Below are 20,586 nucleotides of genomic sequence, written 5' to 3'. Positions count from 1 at the left end.
ACCCCTTCAAACCTCTGCCCGGCGCCCTCACTCCAAGGAGAACGAGCATGAGTGCATCTCTGCGTAGCATCGACGGTCAGGACGAAGCCACCATCTTGCGTGAAATCCAGAGCGCCCTGCGCGACCTGCGTTTCGGTGCGGTGGAGATCACCGTGCACAACGCTCAGGTCGTACAGATCGAGCGCAAGGAGAAGTTCCGCCTGCAACAGCCCGGCAACAAGCCCGGCTGATCGGCGCCACAACATCCAAAACTAGAAAAATGCCAATCGGGAGCTTCACCATGTCCATCCGCCGTTATGCGCTCGCCGCCCTGGCCAGTGCTGTTTTTGCCGGTTCCGCCATCGCCAAGGACTACGAACTGCTCAACGTGTCCTATGACCCGACCCGTGAGCTGTACCAGCAGTACAACGCCGAGTTCATCAAACACTGGCAACAGGCCCACCCGGGTGACAAGGTGAAAATCCAGCAATCCCATGGGGGGTCGGGCAAGCAGGCCCGTGCGGTGATCGACGGCCTGCGCGCCGACGTGGTGACCCTGGCCCTGGCCGGTGACATCGACGAAGTGGCCAAGCTTGGCAAGACCCTGCCCGAGAACTGGCAGACCCGCCTGCCTGACGCCAGCACCCCGTACACCTCGACCATCGTGTTCCTGGTGCGCAAGGGCAACCCGAAAGGCATCAAGGACTGGGGCGACCTGATCAAGAAGGACGTGTCGGTCATCACCCCGAACCCGAAAACCTCCGGCGGTGCGCGCTGGAACTTCCTCGCAGCGTGGGCGTACGGCCTGAAGGTTGGCGGTAGCGAAGAGAAGGCCAAGGCCTATGTGCAGGAGCTGTTCAAGCATGTACCGGTGCTGGATACCGGCGCCCGTGGTTCGACCATCACCTTCGTCAACAATGGCCAGGGCGACGTGTTGCTGGCCTGGGAAAACGAAGCCTTCCTGGCCCTGAAGGAAGACGGTGGTGCCGACAAGTTCGAGATCGTCGTGCCGTCGCTGTCGATCCTGGCCGAGCCGCCAGTGGCCGTGGTCGACAAGAACGCCGAGAAGAAGGGCAATACCGAGATTGCCATCGAATACCTCAAGCACCTGTACAGCCCGGCCGGGCAGAAGATTGCCGCCGAGAACTTCTACCGCCCGCGTGACGAGAAAGTCGCTGCGCAGTTCGGCAAGCAGTTCCCGAAACTGGACCTGGTGACCATCGACAAGGACTTTGGTGGGTGGAAGACTGCACAACCGAAATTCTTCAATGATGGCGGTGTGTTCGACCAGATCTATCAGGCACAGTAAGCGCCAAAGGAAAGCGGGGCCGCGTGCGGCCCATTCGCGGCACAAGGTCGCTTCCACAAGGAACCATGATCTCCTGTGGGAGCGGCCTTGTGTCGCGAATGGGCTGCCAAGCAGCCCCAGGATTCAAAAGCTTGCACCGGCCCGGGATTGTTTCCGGGCTGAGTGCGTTCAACCAGGGATATTTATGTCGCGTCGTATCTCCCCCGTCATACCCGGCTTCGGGCTGACGCTGGGCTACACCTTGGTGTACCTCAGCCTGATCGTGCTGATACCGCTGGCGGCCATGTTCATCCATGCCTCGCAGCTGACCTTCGAGCAGTTCTGGACCATCATCAGTGCGCCGCGAGTGATCGCTGCGCTCAAGCTGAGCTTCGGCACCGCCCTGTTCGCCGCCATCATCAACGGTGTGATCGGTACCCTGCTGGCCTGGGTGCTGGTGCGTTACACCTTCCCCGGGCGCAAGATCATCGATGCGATGATTGACCTGCCGTTTGCCTTGCCCACCGCGGTTGCCGGTATCGCCCTAACGGCCCTGTACGCGCCGCAGGGCTGGGTCGGCCAGTTCGCCACCGACCTGGGCTTCAAGATCGCCTACACCCCGCTGGGCATCACCCTGGCACTGACCTTCGTGACCTTGCCGTTCGTGGTGCGTACGGTGCAGCCGGTACTGGCCGACATCCCGCGTGAAGTGGAAGAGGCCGCAGCCTGCCTGGGGGCCAAGCCACTGCAGGTGTTTCGCCACATCCTGGCGCCGGCCCTGCTGCCGGCATGGCTCACCGGCTTTGCCCTGGCCTTCGCCCGTGGCGTGGGCGAGTATGGTTCGGTGATCTTCATTGCCGGCAACATGCCGATGAAGACCGAGATTCTGCCGCTGCTGATCATGGTCAAGCTCGACCAGTACGACTACACCGGCGCGACCGCCATCGGCGTGTTGATGCTGGTGGTTTCCTTCATCCTGCTGCTGCTGATCAACCTGCTGCAGCGCCGCATCGAAACCCCTTGAAGGAGGCCGGCATGTCCAGTTCATCCCTGAGTGCAAGTGCCGCAGCCAACGCCGCCCGCCGTGGCAGCGCCACGTCACGGCGTATCCTGATCGGCCTTGGCTGGCTGGTGTTCGCCCTGTTCCTGCTGCTGCCGCTGGTGATCGTGGTATCGCAGGCGCTGAAGAACGGTTTTGGCACCTTCTTCGAGGCGATATTCGAACCCGATGCGTTGTCGGCGCTGAAGCTGACCCTGCTCGCCGTGGTTATCTCGGTGCCGCTGAACCTGGTATTTGGCGTAAGCGCTGCCTGGTGCGTGAGCAAGTACACCTTCCGTGGCAAGAGCATCCTGGTCACCCTGATCGACCTGCCGTTCTCGGTGTCACCCGTGATTGCCGGCCTGGTCTACGTGCTGATGTTCGGCGCGCAAGGCCTGCTCGGGCCGTGGCTGCAGGACCACGATATCCAGATAGTGTTCGCCCTGCCGGGCATTGTCCTGGCGACCATTTTCGTGACCGTACCGTTCGTGGCCCGTGAGCTGATCCCGCTGATGCAGGAGCAAGGCACGCAAGAGGAGGAGGCCGCACGGCTGCTCGGTGCCAACGGCTGGCAGATGTTCTGGCACGTGACCCTGCCGAACATCAAATGGGGCCTGATTTACGGCGTGGTGCTGTGTACCGCGCGGGCCATGGGCGAGTTTGGCGCGGTGTCGGTGGTGTCGGGCCACATCCGTGGCGTGACCAACACCTTGCCGCTGCATGTGGAGATCCTCTACAACGAGTACAACCACGTCGCGGCCTTCAGCGTGGCCAGCCTGTTGCTGATCCTGGCGCTCTTCATCCTGCTGCTCAAGCAGTGGAGCGAGAACCGTATTAACCGCCTGCGCCACAGCGCCGCGGAGGAATGATTCATGTCGATCGAAGTTCGTAACGTCAGCAAGCGCTTCAACAGCTTCCAGGCCCTGAACGCTATCAACCTGGACATCAACAGCGGCGAGCTGGTGGCTTTGCTCGGCCCGTCCGGCTGTGGCAAGACCACCCTGCTGCGCATCATTGCCGGCCTGGAAACCCCGGACCAGGGCAACATCGTGTTCCATGGCGAGGACGTTTCCGGCCATGATGTGCGTGACCGTAACGTCGGGTTCGTGTTCCAGCACTACGCGCTGTTCCGCCACATGAGCGTGTTCGACAACGTTGCCTTCGGCCTGCGCATGAAGCCCAAGGGCGAGCGCCCGAGCGAGAGCAAGATTGCCGAGAAGGTGCATGAGCTGCTGAACATGGTGCAACTGGACTGGCTGTCCGACCGCTACCCCGAGCAGCTTTCCGGTGGCCAGCGTCAGCGTATCGCCCTGGCCCGTGCCCTGGCGGTGGAGCCGAAGGTGCTGCTGCTGGACGAGCCATTCGGTGCGCTGGATGCCAAGGTGCGCAAGGAGCTGCGTCGCTGGCTGGCGCGGCTGCACGAGGATATCAACCTGACGTCGGTGTTCGTTACCCACGACCAGGAAGAAGCCATGGAAGTAGCCGACCGCATCGTGGTGATGAACAAGGGCGTGATCGAGCAGATCGGCTCGCCGGGTGAAGTGTACGATCAGCCGGCCAACGATTTCGTCTACCACTTCCTCGGTGACTCCAACCGCCTGGCCTTGAGCGAAGGGCATCACGTGCTGTTTCGCCCGCACGAGGTGTCGCTGTCGCGGCACGAGACCGAAGGGCACCATGCGGCCGAGGTGCGCGACATTCGGCCGTTGGGCGCAACCACGCGGGTGACCTTGAAGGTGGAAGGGCAGAGTGAGCTGATCGAGGCCGAAGTGGTGAAAGACCATGACAGCCTGACCGGGTTGGCGCGGGGAGAGACGTTGTTCTTCCGGCCGAAGGTGTGGCAGAAGGTGGCGGATATCTAAGTCGCACAAGGCAAAGAGAGCCCGGGCATGGTCCCGGGTTTTTCTTGCCTGAACGCGTGACAGGGCAGCTTTACAGCCTTTCTCAAGCGAGTGGCTGTAGCCTGCTTGTTATGCAATATGGGTATTAATAAATATCTTCTTATTCCTTTACGAATATTTCGCCCTCCCTATACTTGTCTCCAAGCACGCAAACTTACTGGAGGCGTCCCCATGCGCAATGAGTCGATTCGCTACCTGATTGTGCCGGGTTGGCAAGGATCGCCAGACAACCATTGGCAGAGTCACTGGCAGCGCACCCTGCCCAACAGTGCACGGGTTGAACAGCAAGACTGGCTCACCCCGCAGCGGCAGGACTGGGTGCACGCGTTGGAGCAGGCGATTGCCGCCGAGCGCTCGCCGGTGATCCTGATTGCCCACAGCCTTGGTTGCATCACTGTCGCCCATTGGGCAGCGCAGGCAAGCCCGGCCTTGCTACGGCAGGTGCGTGGTGCACTGCTGGTGGCGCCGGCAGATGTCGAACGGCCCACGTGCGCACCCGTGCTGCGCAACTTTGCGCCGATCCCTACCGAGGTGCTGCCGTTCCCTAGCCAGGTTGTCAGCTCGGACAACGACCCAGCCGTGAACGTGCCACGGGCGCTGTACCTGGCCCAGGCATGGGGCGCCGAAGCGGGTTTGCTGAGCAATGCCGGGCACATCAACGTCAAGTCCGGTCATGAGCGCTGGGAACAAGGTTTCGCCTACCTGTATCGCCTGCAGAGCCGGATTGAGCAGCGCGCACTGCGCCGCGCCTGATCGCCCTTACTGTTCACCCTTTGCCTGACGCCTGGCCATTACGGGCCTGGGGCGGGAGTTCGTCATGACGTTTCAAAACCCGTTCGGCCAGCCGCTACTGACCTTTCCCGAGCTGGACAAGAGCCCGCTGAGCATTCGTGCCAAGGCGCTGGTGTTCATCGACCCGCGCTCGCAGCAGCTGCGCGAGGACCTTGAGCGCCTGGCGCCACAACCTTTGCCGGTGCTGATCCGTGGCGAAACCGGCACCGGCAAGGAGCTGCTGGCCCGGCAGATCCACCGTACCAGCGACCGTGGAGGGTTGTTCGTGTCGGTCAACTGCGCGGCCATCAGCCCCACCTACGCCGATGCCGAGCTGTTTGGCTATAGCGCCGGCAGCCATGGCGGTACGGCCAGCAGCCGCGCCGGCTGGTTCGGTTCGGCCAGCGGCGGCACCTTGTACCTGGACGAGATTGCCGACTTGCCGTTGGCCATCCAGGGCAAGCTGCTGGCGGCCCTGGAAAACCGCGAGGTCACTCGGGTGGGCGCGCAGCAGCCACAGCCGGTGGATGTGCGTCTGGTAGCCGCCACCAGCATCGACCTGGCCCGTGTGGTGCGTGCAGGGCGCTTCAACGAGCGCCTGTACCAGTATTTGCGCGAGGGCGCGCTGGAACTGCCGCCGCTGCGCGAGCGGCCGGGCGATATCCTGCCGCTGGCCGAGTACTTTGCGGGCATCTACAGCGTGCGCCTGCAACGGCCTGTGCCCTTGGTGAGCGAGGCGGCGCAGCGGGTTCTGGAGGGGCATTTCTGGCCCGGCAATACCCGCGAACTGGAGAACGTCATCCACTTTGCATTGCTGGTCAATGACGGCGAAGAGATCCTGCCCGAAGACCTCGACCTGCCTGACCCCGCACGTTAGATATCGCTCCTGAGTAAGGAGGCTTATGTAATTCTGTTTTTGGAATAAGCAGCTAAGTAAAAGATATTGTTGCGGAATAAAAAATTTGGGTATCGTCCGCCTCACGCCCACTGGTGAACCGGTTGGGCACCCGATTCGCCATCGTCGATGGCCCAGATTCAGAACAAGGACCACCATGAAGAAGACCCTGCTGACCACTGCCCTGGCTGCTGCCCTGTCGTTCTCCGGCCTGGCCGCTGCTGCCGAGAAACTGGTGGTTGCCGCTACCCCGGTACCGCACGCCGAAATCCTCGAATTGATCAAGCCGACCCTGGCAAAAGAAGGCGTGGACCTTCAGATCAAGGTCTTCACCGATTACGTGCAGCCGAACGTGCAGGTGGACCAGAAGCGTCTGGACGCCAACTACTTCCAGACGCTGCCGTACCTGCAGAACTTCAACGAAGGCAAGGGCACCCACCTGGAAACCGTGGTGGGTGTACACGTAGAGCCCTTCGGTGGCTACTCGAAGAAGGTCAAGGCCCTGAGCGAGCTGAAAGAAGGCGCAACCGTTGCCATCCCTAACGAGGGCAGCAACAGCGGCCGTGCGCTGCTGCTGCTGCAGAAGGCCGGCCTGATTACCTTGAAAGACCCGAAGAATGCCCTGGCCACCCCCAAGGATATCGCCGAGAACCCGAAGAAGCTGAAGTTCCGCGAGCTTGAGTCGGCCATGCTGCCCCGTGTGCTGGACCAGGTCGACCTGGACATGATCAACACCAACTACGCCCTGGAAGCTGGCCTGAACCCGGCTAAAGATGCACTGGTGATCGAAGGTGCCGACTCGCCTTACGTGAACTTCCTGGTGGCCCGCCCGGACAACAAGGACAGTGAGGCCATCCAGAAACTGGCCAAGGCCCTGACCAGCCCGGAAGTCAAGGCATTCATTGCCAAGAAGTACCAAGGTGCCGTACTGCCGGCGTTCTGATTTCGCTAGCAACGCCTGATATGTGCCAACGCCGACACCTTGTGTCGGCGTTTTTCTTCAGCCCTGCCCGCACAGCACCGTAGAAGCCTTTTGCTGCGAAGCGGCCGCAAAGCAGCCTCTTACTTCGGGGGTACCAGCCGTAAGGTACTTTGCGCCGGAATCACCCCCATCTGCGCCCGCTGATACTGCCCCTGCACATACCCCTCGGCCTGGTCCGCGTAATGCCGGTCGAACGGCACGCCACTCTGCCCGACCGGGTTGATGGTCAGCGCCTGCCCGGCATCGGCAAAGTCGATCAGCCGCCGCGTCGACGGCCCATAGGTCACCGGCCATGGCGCAGAGCTGATCTTCGCCGAGAGGTTGTTCGGCACTTCATGGGTACCGGGTGCGGCGAATGGCCCAACGTTGAACAGCAGGTTCAGCGGCTTTTTCACCCCAAGCGGATGGTTGTGGGTCAGGGTATGGGCCTTGCCCCATTGCCAGCTGGCTGGGTCCTTGCCGAGGGTGTCGCGCAAGTGGCCAAGGCTCTTCTGCCAGGCTTCGCGCACGATCGAGCTGCGGTCAGTGCGCTGGTTGGCGCCGCGGGTGTTCCACCAGGGCGACTCGGCATCGGCGGCCAGGCGCGGCAGCGCAGCATCGATGGCACGGGTGCTGATCAGCACCGGGAACCAGATATCGCCCAATTCGTCATGCAACGCGGCATAGGCCAGCTCGTAGAGGAACTGGTTGAACAGCGTGGCGCTGGTTGAGTCCAGTGGATAGTCGCCGCGCCAGGCAGCCAGCTGCTCGACCAGTTCCTCTTCCTCGTCACCCTGGGCGATCTGACGCAACGTCGCTAGCAGCGGTGCCAAGGTGCGCGGGCCGTAATCGCTGGCCGTATCGAGTTGCAGCGCCTGGCTGTTCTGCATGTCCCATTTCACCTCCGGGTTGGCCAGCTGGCGATCGAGCTGGCGGCCGCGGTCGGCGAGGTTGTAGTAGCCGGGTATCGGCACCACGGCGGGTGGCTGGTAGTTGGCCGAGACGATATAACCGCTGGCCGGATTCTCCTGTTGCGGGTTGACGCTGAAGGGGTAAAAGCCGGGTTTGTCGGCCTGGCTGCTGGCGCCGTCGAGGATGAACGCCGGGTTCACACCGTCCGGGCGAATCGGCAGTTTCGCCGCCGCCCACCAGCCGATATCGCCACGGGCATTGGCCCAGACGAAGTTCAGCCCCGGCGCCTGCACCTTGGCAGCCGCTTCGCGCATCTTGCCCAGGGTGTCGGCGCGATTGAGCTGGTAGAAGCCTTCGAGGATCGGGTTCTCGGTTTCGAGGAACGCCCACCACATGGCAATCGGCGTGGCCCCTGCCGTGGCGCCGAGGACTTCGTTGACGATTGGCCCGTGGGGTGAGCGGCGCAGGTTGATGGTGACCGGTTGCTCGCCTTTGATTGCAATCTGTTGCTCGGTCTTTTCCAGTGTGCGCCACTGGCCATCGACCATGACCTGGTCAGCGTTGGCAGGGTTGGTCTTTTCTGCGATCAGGTCGACGTCGTCGTTCTGGAACATGGTCAGGCTCCAGCCGAAGTCACGGTTGTGGCCGAGCAGAGCGAATGGGTTGAGTGCCTGAAAAAAGCCGTAGAGGTTGAAGCCGGGCGCTGACAGCTCGGCCTCGTACCACACCGCAGGTACGGCAAAGCTGATGTGCGGGTCGCCAGCCAGCAACGGCTTGCCACTGCGGGTGCGGCTACCCGCCACCGCCCAGGCGTTGCTGCCTTCGAACTGCGGGATGCCGGCATCGCCCAGCGCCTCATCGCTTAAGCGCGCAAGTGCTTCCAGGCTTTGCCAGTCGGCAGCGGCCAGTGGCGTGCCCAGTGCGCCCTCGGGTTGCCAGCCAAGGTCGAATATTTTCAGGTAGTCAGGCCCCAGCTGGTCTCGGATGTAGGTCAGAGCAGGCTCGGTGCGGAACGCGGCGGCAAAACTGTAGGCCAGGTAGCCGGCGATGCTCAACGTGTCCTCGGCGGTGAACGGGCGCGGGGTGATGCCGAGCAGGTCGAATTCCGTGGGCTTGGGGTTGCTGGCCTGCCAACTGTTGACCCCGTCGAGGTAGGCTTGCAGGGCCTGCCATGCCGGCGCCTGCGGATCCTGGCGCTTGGCCATCAGCGCGGCCTGCTCGCGTATGCGCAGGCTACGGAACAGGGTGTCGGTGGGCAGCAGCTTGTCGCCGAGCACCTCAGCCAGTTCGCCACGGGCCAGGCGGCGTAGGATCTCCATCTGGAACAAACGGTCCTGGGCATGCACGTAGCCCAGTGCGCGGTAAAGGTCCGGCTCGCTCTGTGCCTGCAGGTGTGGCACGCCGCGTGCGTCGTAGCGCACGCTGACCGGCGCTTGCAGGCCGGCAACGGCGACCTCGCCCTCGCGCTGCGGCAGCTTGCCCTGAACGTACCAGTACCCGGAGGCGCCAGCGGCCACGGTGACTACCACCGCCAGCAGGGTCAGGCTGCGCTTCATTCAGACTCCTTGTGCATTCAAACGAAAAATGTGGTCCGATCATCGGCGGATTCGCGAACAGAGCATAGCCCCAGGAAGGAGTTTCCATGTCCCTCAGCGAAAAACACAAAATGCTCACCGGCCAGCTCTACCACGCTGGCTGCCCTGAACTACAGGCCGAGCAGATCGCCAACAAGCACTGGATGCATCGCTACAACAACAGTGTCGAACTGCTCAACGACGCACGCCACGGGCTGCTTGTGGAGCACTTTGGCCAGGTTGGCGAAGGCGCGGTGATTCGCCCGCCGTTCTATTGCGACTACGGCTACAACATCAGCGTTGGCCGTAATACTTTCATGAACTTCAACTGCGTGATCCTCGACGTGGTGCCGGTGCGTATCGGCGAGGACTGCCAGATCGGTCCCAACGTGCAGATCTATACCGCCGACCATCCGCTCGATCCTGAAGTGCGGCGCAGCGGGCTGGAGAGCGGGCGGCCGGTAACCATCGGCGACAACGTGTGGATTGGCGGTGCGGCGATCATCCTGCCGGGGGTGACCATCGGTGATAATGCCATCGTCGGCGCCGGCAGTGTGGTGACCCGGGATGTGCCCGCGGGCGCGACGGTGGTGGGTAACCCGGCGAGGGTCCGTCAGCCCGACCAAGGGCAGTAGCAGCCTACCGCCAGGGTATTGGAGGCGTTGACCTGGCGGCCGTCGAGCAAAGCCTTGAGGATTGGCTCGATGAAGCTGTTGCTGGCGTTGCACACGGCACCTTCGCTGTAGGGGCCAAAATAAGCCAGGCGGCCTTGCCGGTCCCAGATGGCCACGGCCGGGGACGCAGGCAGGTGCTCGCTGCCGGGCAGGTGGGTGATGGGTTGCAAGCTGCCGATATTGGCCGGCAGCTGGCCGTGGCTGCCGGGTTTTTGCAGCACATGGAAGGTAACGTCGTGGCCAGCGAACTGGCTGATAAGGTCGCCCAGGTGCTGTTGGTTGCCGACGTTGCATGGGCAGGCCGGGTCCCAGAAATGCACGACGCGGATCGGGCCAGCACCGGCCAGCTCGGCAGGTAGCTGTAACTGGCTGCCGTCGAATAGCGTGGCCTGGTTGTCGAACGGGCGCAGGTAGCGAGCCTGAAAGGCGCTGTAGGCCTGCCAGAGGATTACGGCGCCGACCAACAAGGCGATGACCGTGCACAGCGGTTTGATGATTCGGCTATTCATGAAGAGTCGGTGGCCCTTTCGCGACACAAGGCCGCTCCCGCAATTAGTTCGATGCTGGTTGTTCGAGGTGAGCAAGCTTGCCATGGCGCCGGCCAGAGCTGAAGATTCCAGATCAATACTTGCATCAATGTGGATGTACCCGATGCCCCCTGCCTTTCACCCCGACCGCCTGCGCACCCGCCTGGCGCCGTTCACCACTCGCCAGCCACTGTCGGCACAAGCGCAGGACTACCAGCGCTTCTATGGCCTGAACCTGCCGGCACACAGCTGGCTGGGTAGCTTTCAGGCAGCGGGGTTCGACCTGGTCGGGCAGGCATGGCTGCCCGAGCAGCCAAGCGCGACGCTGTTCCTGCTGCACGGCTATTACGACCACATGGGCCTCTACCGACATGTGATCGAGTGGGCACTCAAGCAGGGTTTCGCCGTGATCAGCTGTGACCTGCCCGGCCACGGCCTGTCCAGCGGCGAGCGGGCCAGCATCACTGACTTCGCGGTGTACCAGCAGGTGCTGGAGGCCTTGTTCGAACAGGCGCACACGCTGCAACTGCCGCACCCGTGGCACCTTTGTGGGCAGAGCACGGGGGGGGCGATTGCCGTGGACCATCTGCTGCACCAGGGTGCACGCAGCCCCGTCGATGGCCAGGTCATCCTGCTGGCCCCGCTGGTGCGGCCAAGTTCCTGGCGTTGGTCGAAGTTCAGTTATTGCGTGCTGCGCCACTTCGTCAATGGCATCGAACGGCGCTTCAGTGAGAACACCAACGACCCGGCCTTTCTGCCGTTCCTGGAGGCCGACCCGCTGCAACCGCGTCGCCTGCCAACGGCCTGGGTGGGCGCACTGATCGCCTGGGTCAAACGCATCGAGGCCGCGCCGCGCAGTGCGCGTCGGCCATTGATCGTGCAGGGGGAGGCGGATGGCACGGTGGACTGGCCCCACAACCTCGAAGTGCTCAAGGCCAAGTTTGCCGAGCCACAGATCCTGATGCTGCCCGAAGCCCGTCACCACCTGGCCAACGAGTTGCCGGGAATCCGCCAGCGCTACTTCGACTTCATCGACCAGCGCCTGGGCTGATCACTTCAGGTCGTTGGTGCTCTGGCCAACCGCCAGGCCGGCACGTACAGCGGCCAGGGCCGCCTGGTAGTAAGCCTTGCCCTCGGGCGACTCGGCAAAGGTGGCGAACGCTTCCAGCTCGGCATCGGACAGGTCGCGGTAGACGTACAGCAGGGTGTTGTTCAGGTCTTCGCCAATCTGCCCCATCAACCGCTGGCGCTGGCCATCCAGCAGGCTCTGGGCCTGGCCGCCGCCGAACAGGCCGGGGATCATCGAGCTGAGGCTGTCGGCGGCTACACCGGCGATGGCAAGGCTGACTTCGGCGCCGGCTTCCCGCGCAGGCAGGGCTTGGGCCAGGTGGCCGATGATCAGCAGACGATCGTCGCTGGCCTGGATCTTGGGCAGGCCTTTGGCGTTCTTGGCCAGTTCGTCCTTGCGGGTGGCCTTGAGCTCGGCCGCCACCACTTTGCGCCCCAGCGGCGACTGGAAGAAGGCCAGGGCTGGTGCCGGGTCGGCCAGGGTGGCGCGCAGCTTTGCCTGGGCGCGACGGTCCACCGCCTGGGCCTGGAAGCGCTGGTTGCTGTTGTTGACCAGCGCCTGGTACACGGCGGGTGGCAAACTGTTGCGGTAGCGCTCCTGGGCAGCGGTCAGGGCATCGTTGAAGTGGGCGCGCTGGTCGGGCCAGCCGGCAGCCTTATACAGTTGATCCAGGTTGTCTGCCCAGACAGGCATGGTGCAGATCATCAGCAGAATCAGGGAAAACAGACGGCGCATTCAGGACTCCTGTCGGCAGGTGGCTATTGTCCTTGGCCCGGCGCCGGTTTGTCGAGATATCCGCGTGTTTCTCGGCCAAGTGGCGCTGTGCGGCGACAGGGCGAATGGATATGATGCGCGCCATGCACATATCCCCTGAACACCCGATGCTTGCGGCCGTCGTCGACGATCTGGCCACCCATGGCTGGTCCCAGCAGGCGCACTTTCTGCCTGCCGACCTGGTGCGCGCACTTGCAGCCGAGTGCCGGCGCCGTGATGCCGAAGGCGAACTCAACCCCGCAGGGGTTGGGCGGGGAGCTACCCAGGAGGTGCGCGAAACCATTCGCGGTGACCAGATCCAGTGGATCGACCCGGGGCAGGCCGAGGCCTGCGACCAGTACCTAGCGGCCATGGATCAGCTGCGCCTGGCAATCAACCAAGGCCTTTTCCTGGGCCTGGAAGACTTCGAATGCCACTTTGCCCTGTATCCACCGGGGGCATTCTATCGCCGGCACCTGGATCGTTTTCGCGACGATGACCGGCGCATGGTCTCGGCGGTGCTTTACCTCAATGAAGGCTGGCAACCGCATGACGGTGGCCAGTTGCGCATGTTCCTGGCCGACGGTGTCGAGCACGATGTCGAGCCAGTGGCCGGTTGCCTGGTGGTATTCCTGTCGGGCGAAGTGCCTCACGAAGTACTGCCGGCCGGGCGTGAGCGGCTGTCATTGACCGGCTGGTTCAGGCGGCGTGGCAATGACCCGTTCTGATAGGCCCAAGGTGCTGGTGAGCGCCTGCCTGTTGGGGCAGCCAGTTCGCTATGACGGCCGGGCCAGCGGCCATCCCGATTTGTTGCAGCAGTGGCAGGCCGAAGGGCACGTGGTGCCGTTGTGCCCCGAGGTAGCAGGCGGCTTGCCGACACCACGGCCGCCAGCGGAGATCCCGGGAGGGCAGGGCAGCGCAGTGCTCGAGGGTGACACACAGGTGCTGACAGTGACGGGTGAAGATGTCAGTGCCGCGTTTCTGGCCGGAGCGCAGTTGGCGCTGGAACTGGTGCGGCAGCATGGCATTCGTGTAGCGGTGCTGAAGTCTGGCAGCCCTTCGTGTGGCAACCGGTTGACCTATGATGGCACCTTCAGTGGTGTGAAAGTGGCGGGGGAAGGGGTAACCACGGCGCTGCTGCGGCGGGCGGGAGTGCAGGTGTTCAGCGAGCTGGAACTGGACCAGGCGCAGCGGGCTTTGGCTGATATATCTGCTTGAACCTGTGCCGGCCCTTTCGCGGGTGAACCCGCTGATGGACACACGTCGAGGGTTGGACCTAGGCCGCCGTAGGATCGGGTTTACCCGCGAAGAGGCCAGCACAGGTTGCAAACAAGACCTTACTGCCCGCCTGCAGTCTCCTGCACACCCTTGAACCACTTCTGCTCAAGTTCGGCAGTCCGGCCACTGTCTTTCAAACGTTGCAACGCATTGTTTACGGCACTTTCAAAAGCCGGGTTGTCCTTCTGGAACGGGATCACCAGCTTCTTCTCGCCAATCGGCAGGCTTACATCGAGCGGGCCGTCGCCTGTGAGCGATTCACTCGACGGGGTGAATGTGATGTCGTACTTGCCACTCTCGACACCCGCCAGCACTTCGGTAGCCGGGGCTTCGACGAACTCGGCGCGCAAATCCAGTTCCTTGGCCAGGGCCTGGCCAAATTCGATGTCGAAACCTGTCAGGTGGTCGTCTTGCTTGAAGGCGTATGGCGAGTTCTCGGCCTGTACGGCAATGCGCAGTTCGCCCCGGTCGGCGATTTCGTCGATCAGCTCCGCCTGAGCCAATGGACTGATCAGTACTGCCAGCAGTACCCCTATGGTCGAACGCATGTATGCCCCTTTTCTTTTAGCAGTTTGAAATCGATCGCCACGGCTTTCTTCCTCGCCGTGATCGAGCGCAGCCTATGACCTTCAAGCCTCGGCATTGTTTAACCCTGACGGAAATATTTCTGTCAGGCAATGTGAACACCTTGGCGGTTATTTCAACTAAGGTGAACTACCGCCGCGTTTGGATGACAGGCTGCGGTCAATAAGTGAACCACAGGAGAAGTGAATGAACAGCCTATTTTCGCGTGCTGCCGTTGCCGGTCTGCTGATGGGAGCGTCGGTGTTCGCCAGTGCCGCAGACGCCCTGAAGAGCCAGGAGCCGCCCAAGGAGGCGAAGGTCTTCATCGTTTCCCCCGCCGATGGTGCCACGGTCGACAAGACCTTCACCGTCAAGTTCGGTATCGAGGGTATGGGCCTCAAACCTGCGGGTGACCAAACCCCGCACACCGGGCACCACCATCTGCTGGTGGATGTCGACAAAGAGCCGGTGGCTGACATGCCGCTGCCGACCAGCCTGATGCCAGAGGCCGGCGTCGCACTGCCGAAGGGACCGCAAGTGCTGCACTTCGGCAAGGCACAGACCGAAACCAGCATTACCCTGACCCCGGGCAAGCACACCCTGCAACTGATTCTGGGTGACCAGTATCATGTGCCATTCAAGCCTAGCGTCGAGTCGAAGAAGATCACGGTTGAAGTGAAATAAAAAAAGGGAGGCCACCAGGGCCTCCCTTTTTCATACCGCCAGCGACCTTAGAACAGGACGCGCGAACGGATGGTGCCTTTGACCTGTTGCAGTTTTTCCTGCGCCAGGTCCGAGTACTCGGCGTCAACATCGATTACCACGTAACCGACTTTCTCGTTGGTCTGCAGGAACTGACCGGAGATGTTGATACCGTTCTCGGCGAAGACCTTGTTGATCTCGCTGAGCACGCCCGGGATGTTTTCGTGAATGTGCAGCAGACGGTGTTTGCCTGGGTGCGCTGGCAGGGCCACTTCCGGGAAGTTGACCGAGGACACCGAGGTACCGTTGTCGCTGTACTTGACCAGTTTCTCGGCCACTTCCAGGCCGATGTTGGCCTGGGCTTCGGCGGTGGAACCACCAATGTGCGGCGTCAGGATCACGTTGTCGAGGCCGCGCAGCGGGCTCTCGAACTCTTCGTCGTTGGAGCGTGGCTCGACCGGGAACACGTCGATGGCGGCGCCGATCAGGTGCTTGTCCTTGATGGCAGCGGCCAGGTGGTCCAGCTCGACCACGGTGCCACGGGCGGCGTTGATCAGGATCGCGCCCTTCTTCATCGAGCGGATTTCCTTCTCGCCGATCATCCACTGGGTGGATGGCAGCTCAGGCACGTGCAGCGAGACGATGTCAGCCAGGCCCAGCAGCTCGTTCAGGCTGGTGACCTGCACGGCGTTGCCCAGTGGCAGCTTGGTCAGCGGGTCGAAGAAGTACACCTGCATGCCCATGTTCTCAGCCAGTACCGAAAGCTGGGTACCAATCGAGCCGTAGCCGACGATGCCCAGTTTCTTGCCGCGGATTTCGAACGAGTTGGCCGCGCTCTTGATCCAGCCGCCACGGTGGCAGGAGGCGTTCTTCTCTGGGATGCCGCGCAGCAGCAGGATGGCTTCGGCCAGTACCAGCTCGGCCACCGAGCGGGTGTTGGAGTATGGCGCGTTGAACACGGCGATACCGCGCGCGCGGGCAGCTTCCAGGTCAACCTGGTTGGTGCCGATGCAGAAGCAGCCAACTGCGACCAGTTTCTTGGCACAGTCGAAGATCTCTTCGGTGAGCTGGGTACGCGAACGGATGCCGATGAAGTGGGCATCGGCGATCTTTTCCTTCAGCTCGGCTTCCGGCAACGAACCAGTGAGGTATTCGATGTTGGTGTAGCCGGCGGCCTTGAGGGTATCGACCGCGTTCTGGTGCACACCTTCAAGAAGAAGGAACCGGATCTTGCTCTTGTCGAGAGAAGTCTTGCTCATCTGCGTAAACCTGTATCCCGGAGATAAATTGGCGAGGGGTGATGCCAGGCGCGAGGGCAGCCTTAGCATGAACAGCGGGAGGGCTATGCTAGCATACGCGACACAATCTGAGCTTATCCCGACAGGTGAAGAGTGCTCAGGGTGACCATGAATAAGTCGAGAGTTCCAGCGATGACCCATCCCGCTGTTATTGAAGAACTGATGACCCTTGTCGACCCTGGCAAGGTCCTGACTGACCCGGTTTCCCTCGAAGCGTATGGCAAGGACTGGACCAAGCATTACCCGCCTGCGCCCAGCGCCATCGTCTTTCCCAAAACGATAGAACAGGTGCAAGCCATTGTGCACTGGGCCAATGCGCACAAGGTGGCGCTGGTGCCCTCTGGCGGGCGCACCGGGCTTTCTGCCGGCGCCGTGGCGGCCAATGGCGAGGTTGTCGTCGCCTTCGACTACATGAACCAGATCCTTGGCTTCAATGCTTACGACCGTACTGTGGTTTGCCAGCCAGGGGTCGTCACCCGCCAGCTGCAAACCTACGCCGAAGAGCAAGGCCTTTATTACCCGGTGGACTTCGCTTCCAGCGGTTCCAGCCAGATTGGCGGCAATATCGGCACCAACGCCGGCGGGATCAAGGTGATTCGTTACGGTATGACCCGCAACTGGGTGGCCGGGCTGAAAGTGGTCACCGGCAAGGGCGAGTTGCTGGAGCTGAACAAAGACCTGATCAAGAACGCCACCGGCTACGACCTGCGCCAGCTGTTCATTGGTGCCGAGGGTACGCTGGGCTTCGTGGTCGAGGCCACCATGCGCCTGGACCGCGCACCGCGCAACCTCACCGCCATGGTGCTGGGCACACCGGACTTCGACTCGATCATGCCGGTGCTGCACGCCTTCCAGGGCAAGCTGGACCTGACCGCTTTCGAGTTCTTCTCCGACAAGGGGTTGGCCAAGATCCTCGCCCGCGGCGATGTGCCTGCGCCCTTCGCGACGGATTGCCCGTTCTATGCGCTGCTTGAGTTCGAGGCCAGCACTGAAGACGTGGCCAACGAAGCATTGGCTACCTTCGAGCACTGCGTCGAGCAGGGTTGGGTGCTGGATGGGGTGATGAGCCAGAGCGAAACCCAGCTGAAAAACCTGTGGAAGCTGCGCGAGTACCTGTCGGAAACCATTTCGCACTGGACACCGTACAAGAACGACATTTCCGTCACCGTCTCGAAAGTGCCTGCGTTCCTGCGCGATATCGACGCCATCGTCTCTGAACATTATCCGGACTATGAAGTGGTGTGGTACGGCCATATTGGTGACGGCAACCTGCACCTGAACATCCTCAAGCCTGAGCATATGAGCAAGGACGACTTCTTCGCTTCGTGTGCCAAGGTCAACAAGTGGGTGTTCGAGATCGTCGAGCGTTACAACGGGTCGATTTCTGCCGAGCATGGCGTGGGCATGACCAAGCGCGACTACCTGGGCTACAGCCGTTCCCCCGAAGAAATCGCCTGCATGAAGGCAATAAAGGCCGTGTTCGACCCTAACGGCATCATGAATCCGGGTAAGATCTTCGCACCTGAATAAAAAGCAGTATCCAGAAGGAGTCGGCCATGAGTTACCAGCACCAGTACGTAGACGGCACGCGCATTCACTTCCCCTTGGGCAAGGTGGTGTGCATCGGCCGTAACTATGCCGAGCATGCCAAGGAACTGGACAACCCGATCCCCACCGAGCCGCTGCTGTTCATCAAGCCAGGCAGCTGCGTGGTGCCGGCCGAAGGTGGCTTCAAGATCCCGGCCGAGCGCGGGTCGGTGCACTATGAGGTTGAAATCGCCGTGCTGCTGGGCAAGCCGCTGTCGACCCACCCGAGCGAGGAAGAGGTGCTGGACGCCATTTCCGGTTACGCACCGGCGCTGGACCTGACCCTGCGCGACGTGCAGGCCAAACTGAAGGAAAAGGGGCTGCCCTGGGAGCTGGCCAAGTGCTTTGACGGCGCTTGCGTGCTGCCACCGTTCGTCTCGGCCGCCAGCTTCGAGGACGTGACAGACATCCCGGTGCGCCTGACCGTGAACGGCGAAGTACGCCAGGATGGTAATAGCGCGATGATGCTGAACCCGATCGTGCCGATGATTCAGTACATGGCAGCGCATTTCTCGCTACAAGCGGGGGATGTGATCCTCACCGGTACCCCGGCCGGCGTCGGGCCGTTCAATGTCGGTGACGAGCTGGTGCTGGAGCTGCCGGGTGTGAGCCGCTTCGAAAGCCGGGTGCTTTGACTCGAAACCGCGTCGCTTTCTTCGCGGGTAAACCCGCTCCTACAGGGGTTGCACAGGGCCTTGAATACTGTGCAGTACCTTGGGCACGGGTTTACCGGCGAAGAGGCCGGCCCTGTTTACCGATTTTTCACACCCAATCCGGATAATGCGCGCACCTACGCCCATTTTCCCAGGATCACCGCATGCCATCCTCCTCCAGCGCCCCGGCAACTCCCAAGCGTCGCTTCTACCTGCGCTGGCCCTTCGGCCTGGCCGTGGCGGCGGTGATTGGCTATGGCGTGGCCGTGGCCATGCACTGGGATGACCGCGGTGCACTGTGGGTAAAAGAAAGCTTCGAAAGCACCGCCGAGCGCAGCGAAAGCGTATGGCTGCCGGATTACCAGGTGGACATCGACGCCAAGCCGCTGCCGGGCATGGACGATGATGAAGCCTCGGATGTGGCCTTCAACCCGCAGACCCGCACGCTGTTCGCGGTCATGGGCAAGAACCCGTTCCTGGTCGAGCTGAGCCTGGAGGGCGATGTACTGCGCAAGATCCCGCTCAACGGCTGGAACAACCCCGAAGGCGTGGCGGTGCTGGAAGACGGCAACCTGGCCATCACCGACGAGCGCCTGCATGACCTGACCGTGGTCAAGGTGGACGCGCAGACCACCGCACTGAATCACGACGACTTCCCGAGCCACGACCTGGGCCCTTCGGCCAAGAGCAACAAGGGCTTCGAGGCCATCGCCTGGGACCCGCTGCGCCAGCGCCTGATCATTGGCGAGGAGCGCCCGCCCAAGCTGTACACCTGGAACACCGATGGCCGCAGCCCGCTCAAGGGTGAGAAGCAGCCGTTGCCTAGCGATGAACTCGACTTGCGCAACCTGTCTGCGCTGGGTGTCGACCCGCGTACTGGCCACTTGCTGGTGCTTTCGGCCGACTCCAACATGCTGCTGGAGCTGGACGAGCAGGGCCAGCAAGTCAGCTTCATGACGCTGCTGGGCGGCTTCAACGGGCTTGAAGGCACCATTCCGCGGGCTGAAGGGGTGGCCATGGACGACAGGGGCAACTTGTACATGGTCAGCGAGCCGGCGCTTTTCTATCGATTCAAAAAGAACTGACAACATCATCAGAATTGCCTGACGCTTGCATTAAGCTTTGCTTCAGCCATTCATGATTAGATTCGCCATCCTTGTGTCGAGTCTGTCCCTATGCGTCGTTTTGTTCGCCTGTTCCTTGTTCTGGCTGCCCTTGCTCTGCTGCTGCTTGGCTGGGCCGGGCAGGAGTTTCGCCTGTTCGAGCGTGGCTGGTTCAATCTCAAGACCTGGTGGCAGCCTGTGGAGCGCAGCATTGGCCTGGATCGCTACCGGGTGGTGCTGGAGGCGCAACCGATCGAAGGGCTGGATGATGACATTTCGGCGCTGACCTACGACCCCGACCGCAAAACCCTCTTCACGGTCACCAACGCCCGTTCGGAGCTGATCGAGCTGTCGCTGGATGGCCGTATCCTGCGCCGTGTGCCGCTGACTGGCTTCGGCGACCCGGAGGCTGTTGAGTACGTTGGGCCAAACAGCTATGTGATCACCGACGAGCGTCAGCAACGGCTGATTCGCGTACGGCTGGAAGACGACACGATGTTTCTCGATGCCGGTGATGCCGAACAGCTGACGTTGGGTATTGGCCTCAATGGCAACAAAGGCTTCGAGGGCCTGGCGTACGATTCGGCGGGCAAGCGCCTGTTCGTGGCGAAGGAGCGTGACCCGATGCTGATCTATGAGGTGCATGGCTTCCCGCATGACAATCCGGAGAAGCCCTACGCCGTGCATGTGGTGCAGGACCGCAAGCGCGATTCACGGTTGTTTGTGCGGGATTTGTCGAGCTTGCAGTTCGATGAACGCAGCGGGCATTTGCTGGCATTGTCGGACGAGTCGCGGTTGGTGCTGGAGCTGGATGTACAGGGCCAGCCGCTGAGTACCTTGTCGTTGCGCAAGGGTTTCCAGGGGTTGCAGGCGACGGTGCCGCAGGCGGAGGGGATTGCGATGGATGAAGCGGGGACCATTTACCTGGTCAGTGAGCCGAACCTGTTCTATGTGTTCAAGCAGCCGACTGACTGATCGCCTGTCAGGGCCTGTTCGCGGGTAAACCCGCTCCTACAGGGATCGCCACGGTTCCAGGCCGGTGGGGTACCTTGTAGGAG

General features: G+C 62.1%; 22 protein-coding genes. 17 read left to right on the top strand and 5 right to left on the bottom strand.

What is annotated here, in order from left to right:
- Positions 1-47: 47 nt before the first annotated feature.
- The 8 genes from oscA (at position 48) to ACF8FB_RS05425 (ending at position 6,816) form a co-directional block, all read left to right on the top strand.
- Entirely contained in the window at positions 48-230 is a 183-nt protein-coding gene (oscA, locus tag ACF8FB_RS05460; protein ID WP_003248957.1) for a sulfur starvation response protein OscA, read from the top strand.
- Between the two features lie 50 nt (positions 231-280).
- Positions 281-1,288 carry a sulfate ABC transporter substrate-binding protein gene (locus ACF8FB_RS05455; protein WP_350298456.1) on the top strand — a complete coding sequence of 336 codons (1,008 nt, stop codon included), beginning with the start codon at positions 281-283 and terminating at the stop codon, positions 1,286-1,288.
- A gap of 184 nt (positions 1,289-1,472) precedes the next feature.
- Positions 1,473-2,291 carry a sulfate ABC transporter permease subunit CysT gene (cysT, locus tag ACF8FB_RS05450; protein WP_003248961.1) on the top strand — a complete coding sequence of 273 codons (819 nt, stop codon included), beginning with the start codon at positions 1,473-1,475 and terminating at the stop codon, positions 2,289-2,291.
- Between the two features lie 11 nt (positions 2,292-2,302).
- Positions 2,303-3,175 (top strand): sulfate ABC transporter permease subunit CysW, encoded by an 873-nt coding sequence (gene cysW, locus ACF8FB_RS05445; protein WP_010955698.1) that lies wholly within the window; start codon positions 2,303-2,305, stop codon positions 3,173-3,175.
- Between the two features lie 3 nt (positions 3,176-3,178).
- Positions 3,179-4,168 (top strand): sulfate/molybdate ABC transporter ATP-binding protein, encoded by a 990-nt coding sequence (locus tag ACF8FB_RS05440; protein ID WP_003248965.1) that lies wholly within the window; start codon positions 3,179-3,181, stop codon positions 4,166-4,168.
- Between the two features lie 210 nt (positions 4,169-4,378).
- A complete protein-coding gene (locus tag ACF8FB_RS05435; RefSeq protein WP_010955697.1) occupies positions 4,379-4,960 on the top strand; it encodes an alpha/beta hydrolase in 582 nt (193 codons plus the stop codon).
- A 64-nt stretch (positions 4,961-5,024) separates the two neighbouring features.
- Positions 5,025-5,855 (top strand): sigma 54-interacting transcriptional regulator, encoded by an 831-nt coding sequence (locus tag ACF8FB_RS05430; protein WP_010955696.1) that lies wholly within the window; start codon positions 5,025-5,027, stop codon positions 5,853-5,855.
- 175 nt (positions 5,856-6,030) lie between these two features.
- Positions 6,031-6,816: a MetQ/NlpA family ABC transporter substrate-binding protein gene (locus ACF8FB_RS05425; protein ID WP_010955695.1), complete on the top strand. Its 786-nt coding sequence runs from the start codon at positions 6,031-6,033 to the stop codon at positions 6,814-6,816.
- A gap of 119 nt (positions 6,817-6,935) precedes the next feature.
- Here ACF8FB_RS05425 and ACF8FB_RS05420 read toward each other — a convergent pair whose 3' ends face one another.
- On the bottom strand, positions 6,936-9,302 hold the full coding sequence (locus ACF8FB_RS05420) for a penicillin acylase family protein (protein ID WP_392511103.1): 2,367 nt from the start codon (positions 9,300-9,302) through the stop codon (positions 6,936-6,938).
- Positions 9,303-9,388: 86 nt separating this feature from the next.
- Between ACF8FB_RS05420 and ACF8FB_RS05415 the strand changes: the two genes are divergently transcribed.
- The gene (locus tag ACF8FB_RS05415) at positions 9,389-9,955 is read left to right on the top strand and encodes a sugar O-acetyltransferase (protein ID WP_004575846.1); all 567 of its coding nucleotides are present in this window, start codon (positions 9,389-9,391) and stop codon (positions 9,953-9,955) included.
- Here the strand turns inward: ACF8FB_RS05415 and ACF8FB_RS05410 are convergent.
- Positions 9,934-10,503 carry a DUF6436 domain-containing protein gene (locus ACF8FB_RS05410; RefSeq protein ID WP_010955693.1) on the bottom strand — a complete coding sequence of 190 codons (570 nt, stop codon included), beginning with the start codon at positions 10,501-10,503 and terminating at the stop codon, positions 9,934-9,936. The two genes, ACF8FB_RS05415 and ACF8FB_RS05410, sit on opposite strands and share 22 nt — an antisense overlap.
- Before the next feature lie 142 nt (positions 10,504-10,645).
- On the opposite strand from ACF8FB_RS05410, the gene ACF8FB_RS05405 reads away from it, so the two are divergent.
- Positions 10,646-11,572, top strand: a complete 927-nt coding sequence (locus tag ACF8FB_RS05405) for an alpha/beta hydrolase (protein ID WP_049588323.1) — start codon at positions 10,646-10,648, stop codon at positions 11,570-11,572.
- Here the strand turns inward: ACF8FB_RS05405 and ACF8FB_RS05400 are convergent, their stop codons facing one another.
- Positions 11,573-12,325, bottom strand: a complete 753-nt coding sequence (locus ACF8FB_RS05400; protein WP_010955691.1) for a DUF2059 domain-containing protein — start codon at positions 12,323-12,325, stop codon at positions 11,573-11,575.
- Between the two features lie 113 nt (positions 12,326-12,438).
- Here ACF8FB_RS05400 and ACF8FB_RS05395 point away from each other — a divergent pair, with 113 nt between their 5' ends.
- Positions 12,439-13,071 carry a 2OG-Fe(II) oxygenase gene (locus tag ACF8FB_RS05395; protein WP_049588366.1) on the top strand — a complete coding sequence of 211 codons (633 nt, stop codon included), beginning with the start codon at positions 12,439-12,441 and terminating at the stop codon, positions 13,069-13,071.
- Positions 13,058-13,561 carry a DUF523 domain-containing protein gene (locus tag ACF8FB_RS05390; RefSeq protein WP_350298458.1) on the top strand — a complete coding sequence of 168 codons (504 nt, stop codon included), beginning with the start codon at positions 13,058-13,060 and terminating at the stop codon, positions 13,559-13,561. The genes ACF8FB_RS05395 and ACF8FB_RS05390 overlap by 14 nt, the downstream gene beginning before the upstream one ends.
- Positions 13,562-13,680: 119 nt before the next feature.
- On the opposite strand, the gene ACF8FB_RS05385 is transcribed toward ACF8FB_RS05390, so the two are convergent.
- Positions 13,681-14,169, bottom strand: coding sequence for a transporter substrate-binding domain-containing protein (locus ACF8FB_RS05385; protein ID WP_104886929.1), 489 nt, complete (start codon positions 14,167-14,169; stop codon positions 13,681-13,683).
- A gap of 223 nt (positions 14,170-14,392) precedes the next feature.
- On the opposite strand from ACF8FB_RS05385, the gene ACF8FB_RS05380 reads away from it, so the two are divergent.
- On the top strand, positions 14,393-14,869 hold the full coding sequence (locus tag ACF8FB_RS05380) for a DUF4399 domain-containing protein (protein WP_010955687.1): 477 nt from the start codon (positions 14,393-14,395) through the stop codon (positions 14,867-14,869).
- Between the two features lie 47 nt (positions 14,870-14,916).
- Here the strand turns inward: ACF8FB_RS05380 and serA are convergent, their stop codons facing one another.
- Positions 14,917-16,146, bottom strand: a complete 1,230-nt coding sequence (gene serA / locus ACF8FB_RS05375; protein ID WP_003248995.1) for a phosphoglycerate dehydrogenase — start codon at positions 16,144-16,146, stop codon at positions 14,917-14,919.
- Positions 16,147-16,317: 171 nt separating this feature from the next.
- Between serA and ACF8FB_RS05370 the strand changes: the two genes are divergently transcribed.
- The 4 genes from ACF8FB_RS05370 (at position 16,318) to ACF8FB_RS05355 (ending at position 20,503) form a co-directional block, all read left to right on the top strand.
- The gene (locus ACF8FB_RS05370) at positions 16,318-17,715 is read left to right on the top strand and encodes an FAD-binding oxidoreductase (protein WP_392511102.1); all 1,398 of its coding nucleotides are present in this window, start codon (positions 16,318-16,320) and stop codon (positions 17,713-17,715) included.
- A 26-nt stretch (positions 17,716-17,741) separates the two neighbouring features.
- Positions 17,742-18,407, top strand: a complete 666-nt coding sequence (locus ACF8FB_RS05365; RefSeq protein WP_010955685.1) for a fumarylacetoacetate hydrolase family protein — start codon at positions 17,742-17,744, stop codon at positions 18,405-18,407.
- Positions 18,408-18,589: 182 nt separating this feature from the next.
- The gene (locus ACF8FB_RS05360; protein WP_350298459.1) at positions 18,590-19,510 is read left to right on the top strand and encodes an SdiA-regulated domain-containing protein; all 921 of its coding nucleotides are present in this window, start codon (positions 18,590-18,592) and stop codon (positions 19,508-19,510) included.
- A gap of 90 nt (positions 19,511-19,600) precedes the next feature.
- Complete coding sequence (locus ACF8FB_RS05355) at positions 19,601-20,503, top strand: SdiA-regulated domain-containing protein (RefSeq protein ID WP_010955683.1); 903 nt, start codon at positions 19,601-19,603, stop codon at positions 20,501-20,503.
- The last annotated feature ends 83 nt before the right edge of the window (positions 20,504-20,586 follow it).

It is taken from the genome of Pseudomonas sp. yb_2 (assembly GCF_043103905.1).
In the GTDB taxonomy this organism is placed as follows: Bacteria; Pseudomonadota; Gammaproteobacteria; order Pseudomonadales; family Pseudomonadaceae; genus Aquipseudomonas; species Aquipseudomonas alloputida.
Note: the sequence above shows the minus strand (reverse complement) of the source record. Positions and strands in the feature narration are given on the sequence as shown.

Coding starts and splice junctions, on each gene's coding strand:
- ACF8FB_RS05355 (WP_010955683.1), top strand. CDS start 19,601: ATGCGTCGTTTTGTTCGCCTGTTCCTTGTTCTGGCTGCCCTTGCTCTG.
- ACF8FB_RS05360 (WP_350298459.1), top strand. CDS start 18,590: ATGCCATCCTCCTCCAGCGCCCCGGCAACTCCCAAGCGTCGCTTCTAC.
- ACF8FB_RS05410 (WP_010955693.1), bottom strand. CDS start 10,503: ATGAATAGCCGAATCATCAAACCGCTGTGCACGGTCATCGCCTTGTTG.
- ACF8FB_RS05390 (WP_350298458.1), top strand. CDS start 13,058: ATGACCCGTTCTGATAGGCCCAAGGTGCTGGTGAGCGCCTGCCTGTTG.
- ACF8FB_RS05425 (WP_010955695.1), top strand. CDS start 6,031: ATGAAGAAGACCCTGCTGACCACTGCCCTGGCTGCTGCCCTGTCGTTC.
- ACF8FB_RS05370 (WP_392511102.1), top strand. CDS start 16,318: ATGACCCATCCCGCTGTTATTGAAGAACTGATGACCCTTGTCGACCCT.
- ACF8FB_RS05440 (WP_003248965.1), top strand. CDS start 3,179: ATGTCGATCGAAGTTCGTAACGTCAGCAAGCGCTTCAACAGCTTCCAG.
- ACF8FB_RS05455 (WP_350298456.1), top strand. CDS start 281: ATGTCCATCCGCCGTTATGCGCTCGCCGCCCTGGCCAGTGCTGTTTTT.
- ACF8FB_RS05365 (WP_010955685.1), top strand. CDS start 17,742: ATGAGTTACCAGCACCAGTACGTAGACGGCACGCGCATTCACTTCCCC.
- ACF8FB_RS05380 (WP_010955687.1), top strand. CDS start 14,393: ATGAACAGCCTATTTTCGCGTGCTGCCGTTGCCGGTCTGCTGATGGGA.
- ACF8FB_RS05420 (WP_392511103.1), bottom strand. CDS start 9,302: ATGAAGCGCAGCCTGACCCTGCTGGCGGTGGTAGTCACCGTGGCCGCT.
- ACF8FB_RS05400 (WP_010955691.1), bottom strand. CDS start 12,325: ATGCGCCGTCTGTTTTCCCTGATTCTGCTGATGATCTGCACCATGCCT.
- ACF8FB_RS05405 (WP_049588323.1), top strand. CDS start 10,646: ATGCCCCCTGCCTTTCACCCCGACCGCCTGCGCACCCGCCTGGCGCCG.
- ACF8FB_RS05395 (WP_049588366.1), top strand. CDS start 12,439: ATGCGCGCCATGCACATATCCCCTGAACACCCGATGCTTGCGGCCGTC.
- oscA (WP_003248957.1), top strand. CDS start 48: ATGAGTGCATCTCTGCGTAGCATCGACGGTCAGGACGAAGCCACCATC.
- ACF8FB_RS05385 (WP_104886929.1), bottom strand. CDS start 14,169: ATGCGTTCGACCATAGGGGTACTGCTGGCAGTACTGATCAGTCCATTG.
- ACF8FB_RS05415 (WP_004575846.1), top strand. CDS start 9,389: ATGTCCCTCAGCGAAAAACACAAAATGCTCACCGGCCAGCTCTACCAC.
- ACF8FB_RS05430 (WP_010955696.1), top strand. CDS start 5,025: ATGACGTTTCAAAACCCGTTCGGCCAGCCGCTACTGACCTTTCCCGAG.
- serA (WP_003248995.1), bottom strand. CDS start 16,146: ATGAGCAAGACTTCTCTCGACAAGAGCAAGATCCGGTTCCTTCTTCTT.
- cysT (WP_003248961.1), top strand. CDS start 1,473: ATGTCGCGTCGTATCTCCCCCGTCATACCCGGCTTCGGGCTGACGCTG.
- cysW (WP_010955698.1), top strand. CDS start 2,303: ATGTCCAGTTCATCCCTGAGTGCAAGTGCCGCAGCCAACGCCGCCCGC.
- ACF8FB_RS05435 (WP_010955697.1), top strand. CDS start 4,379: ATGCGCAATGAGTCGATTCGCTACCTGATTGTGCCGGGTTGGCAAGGA.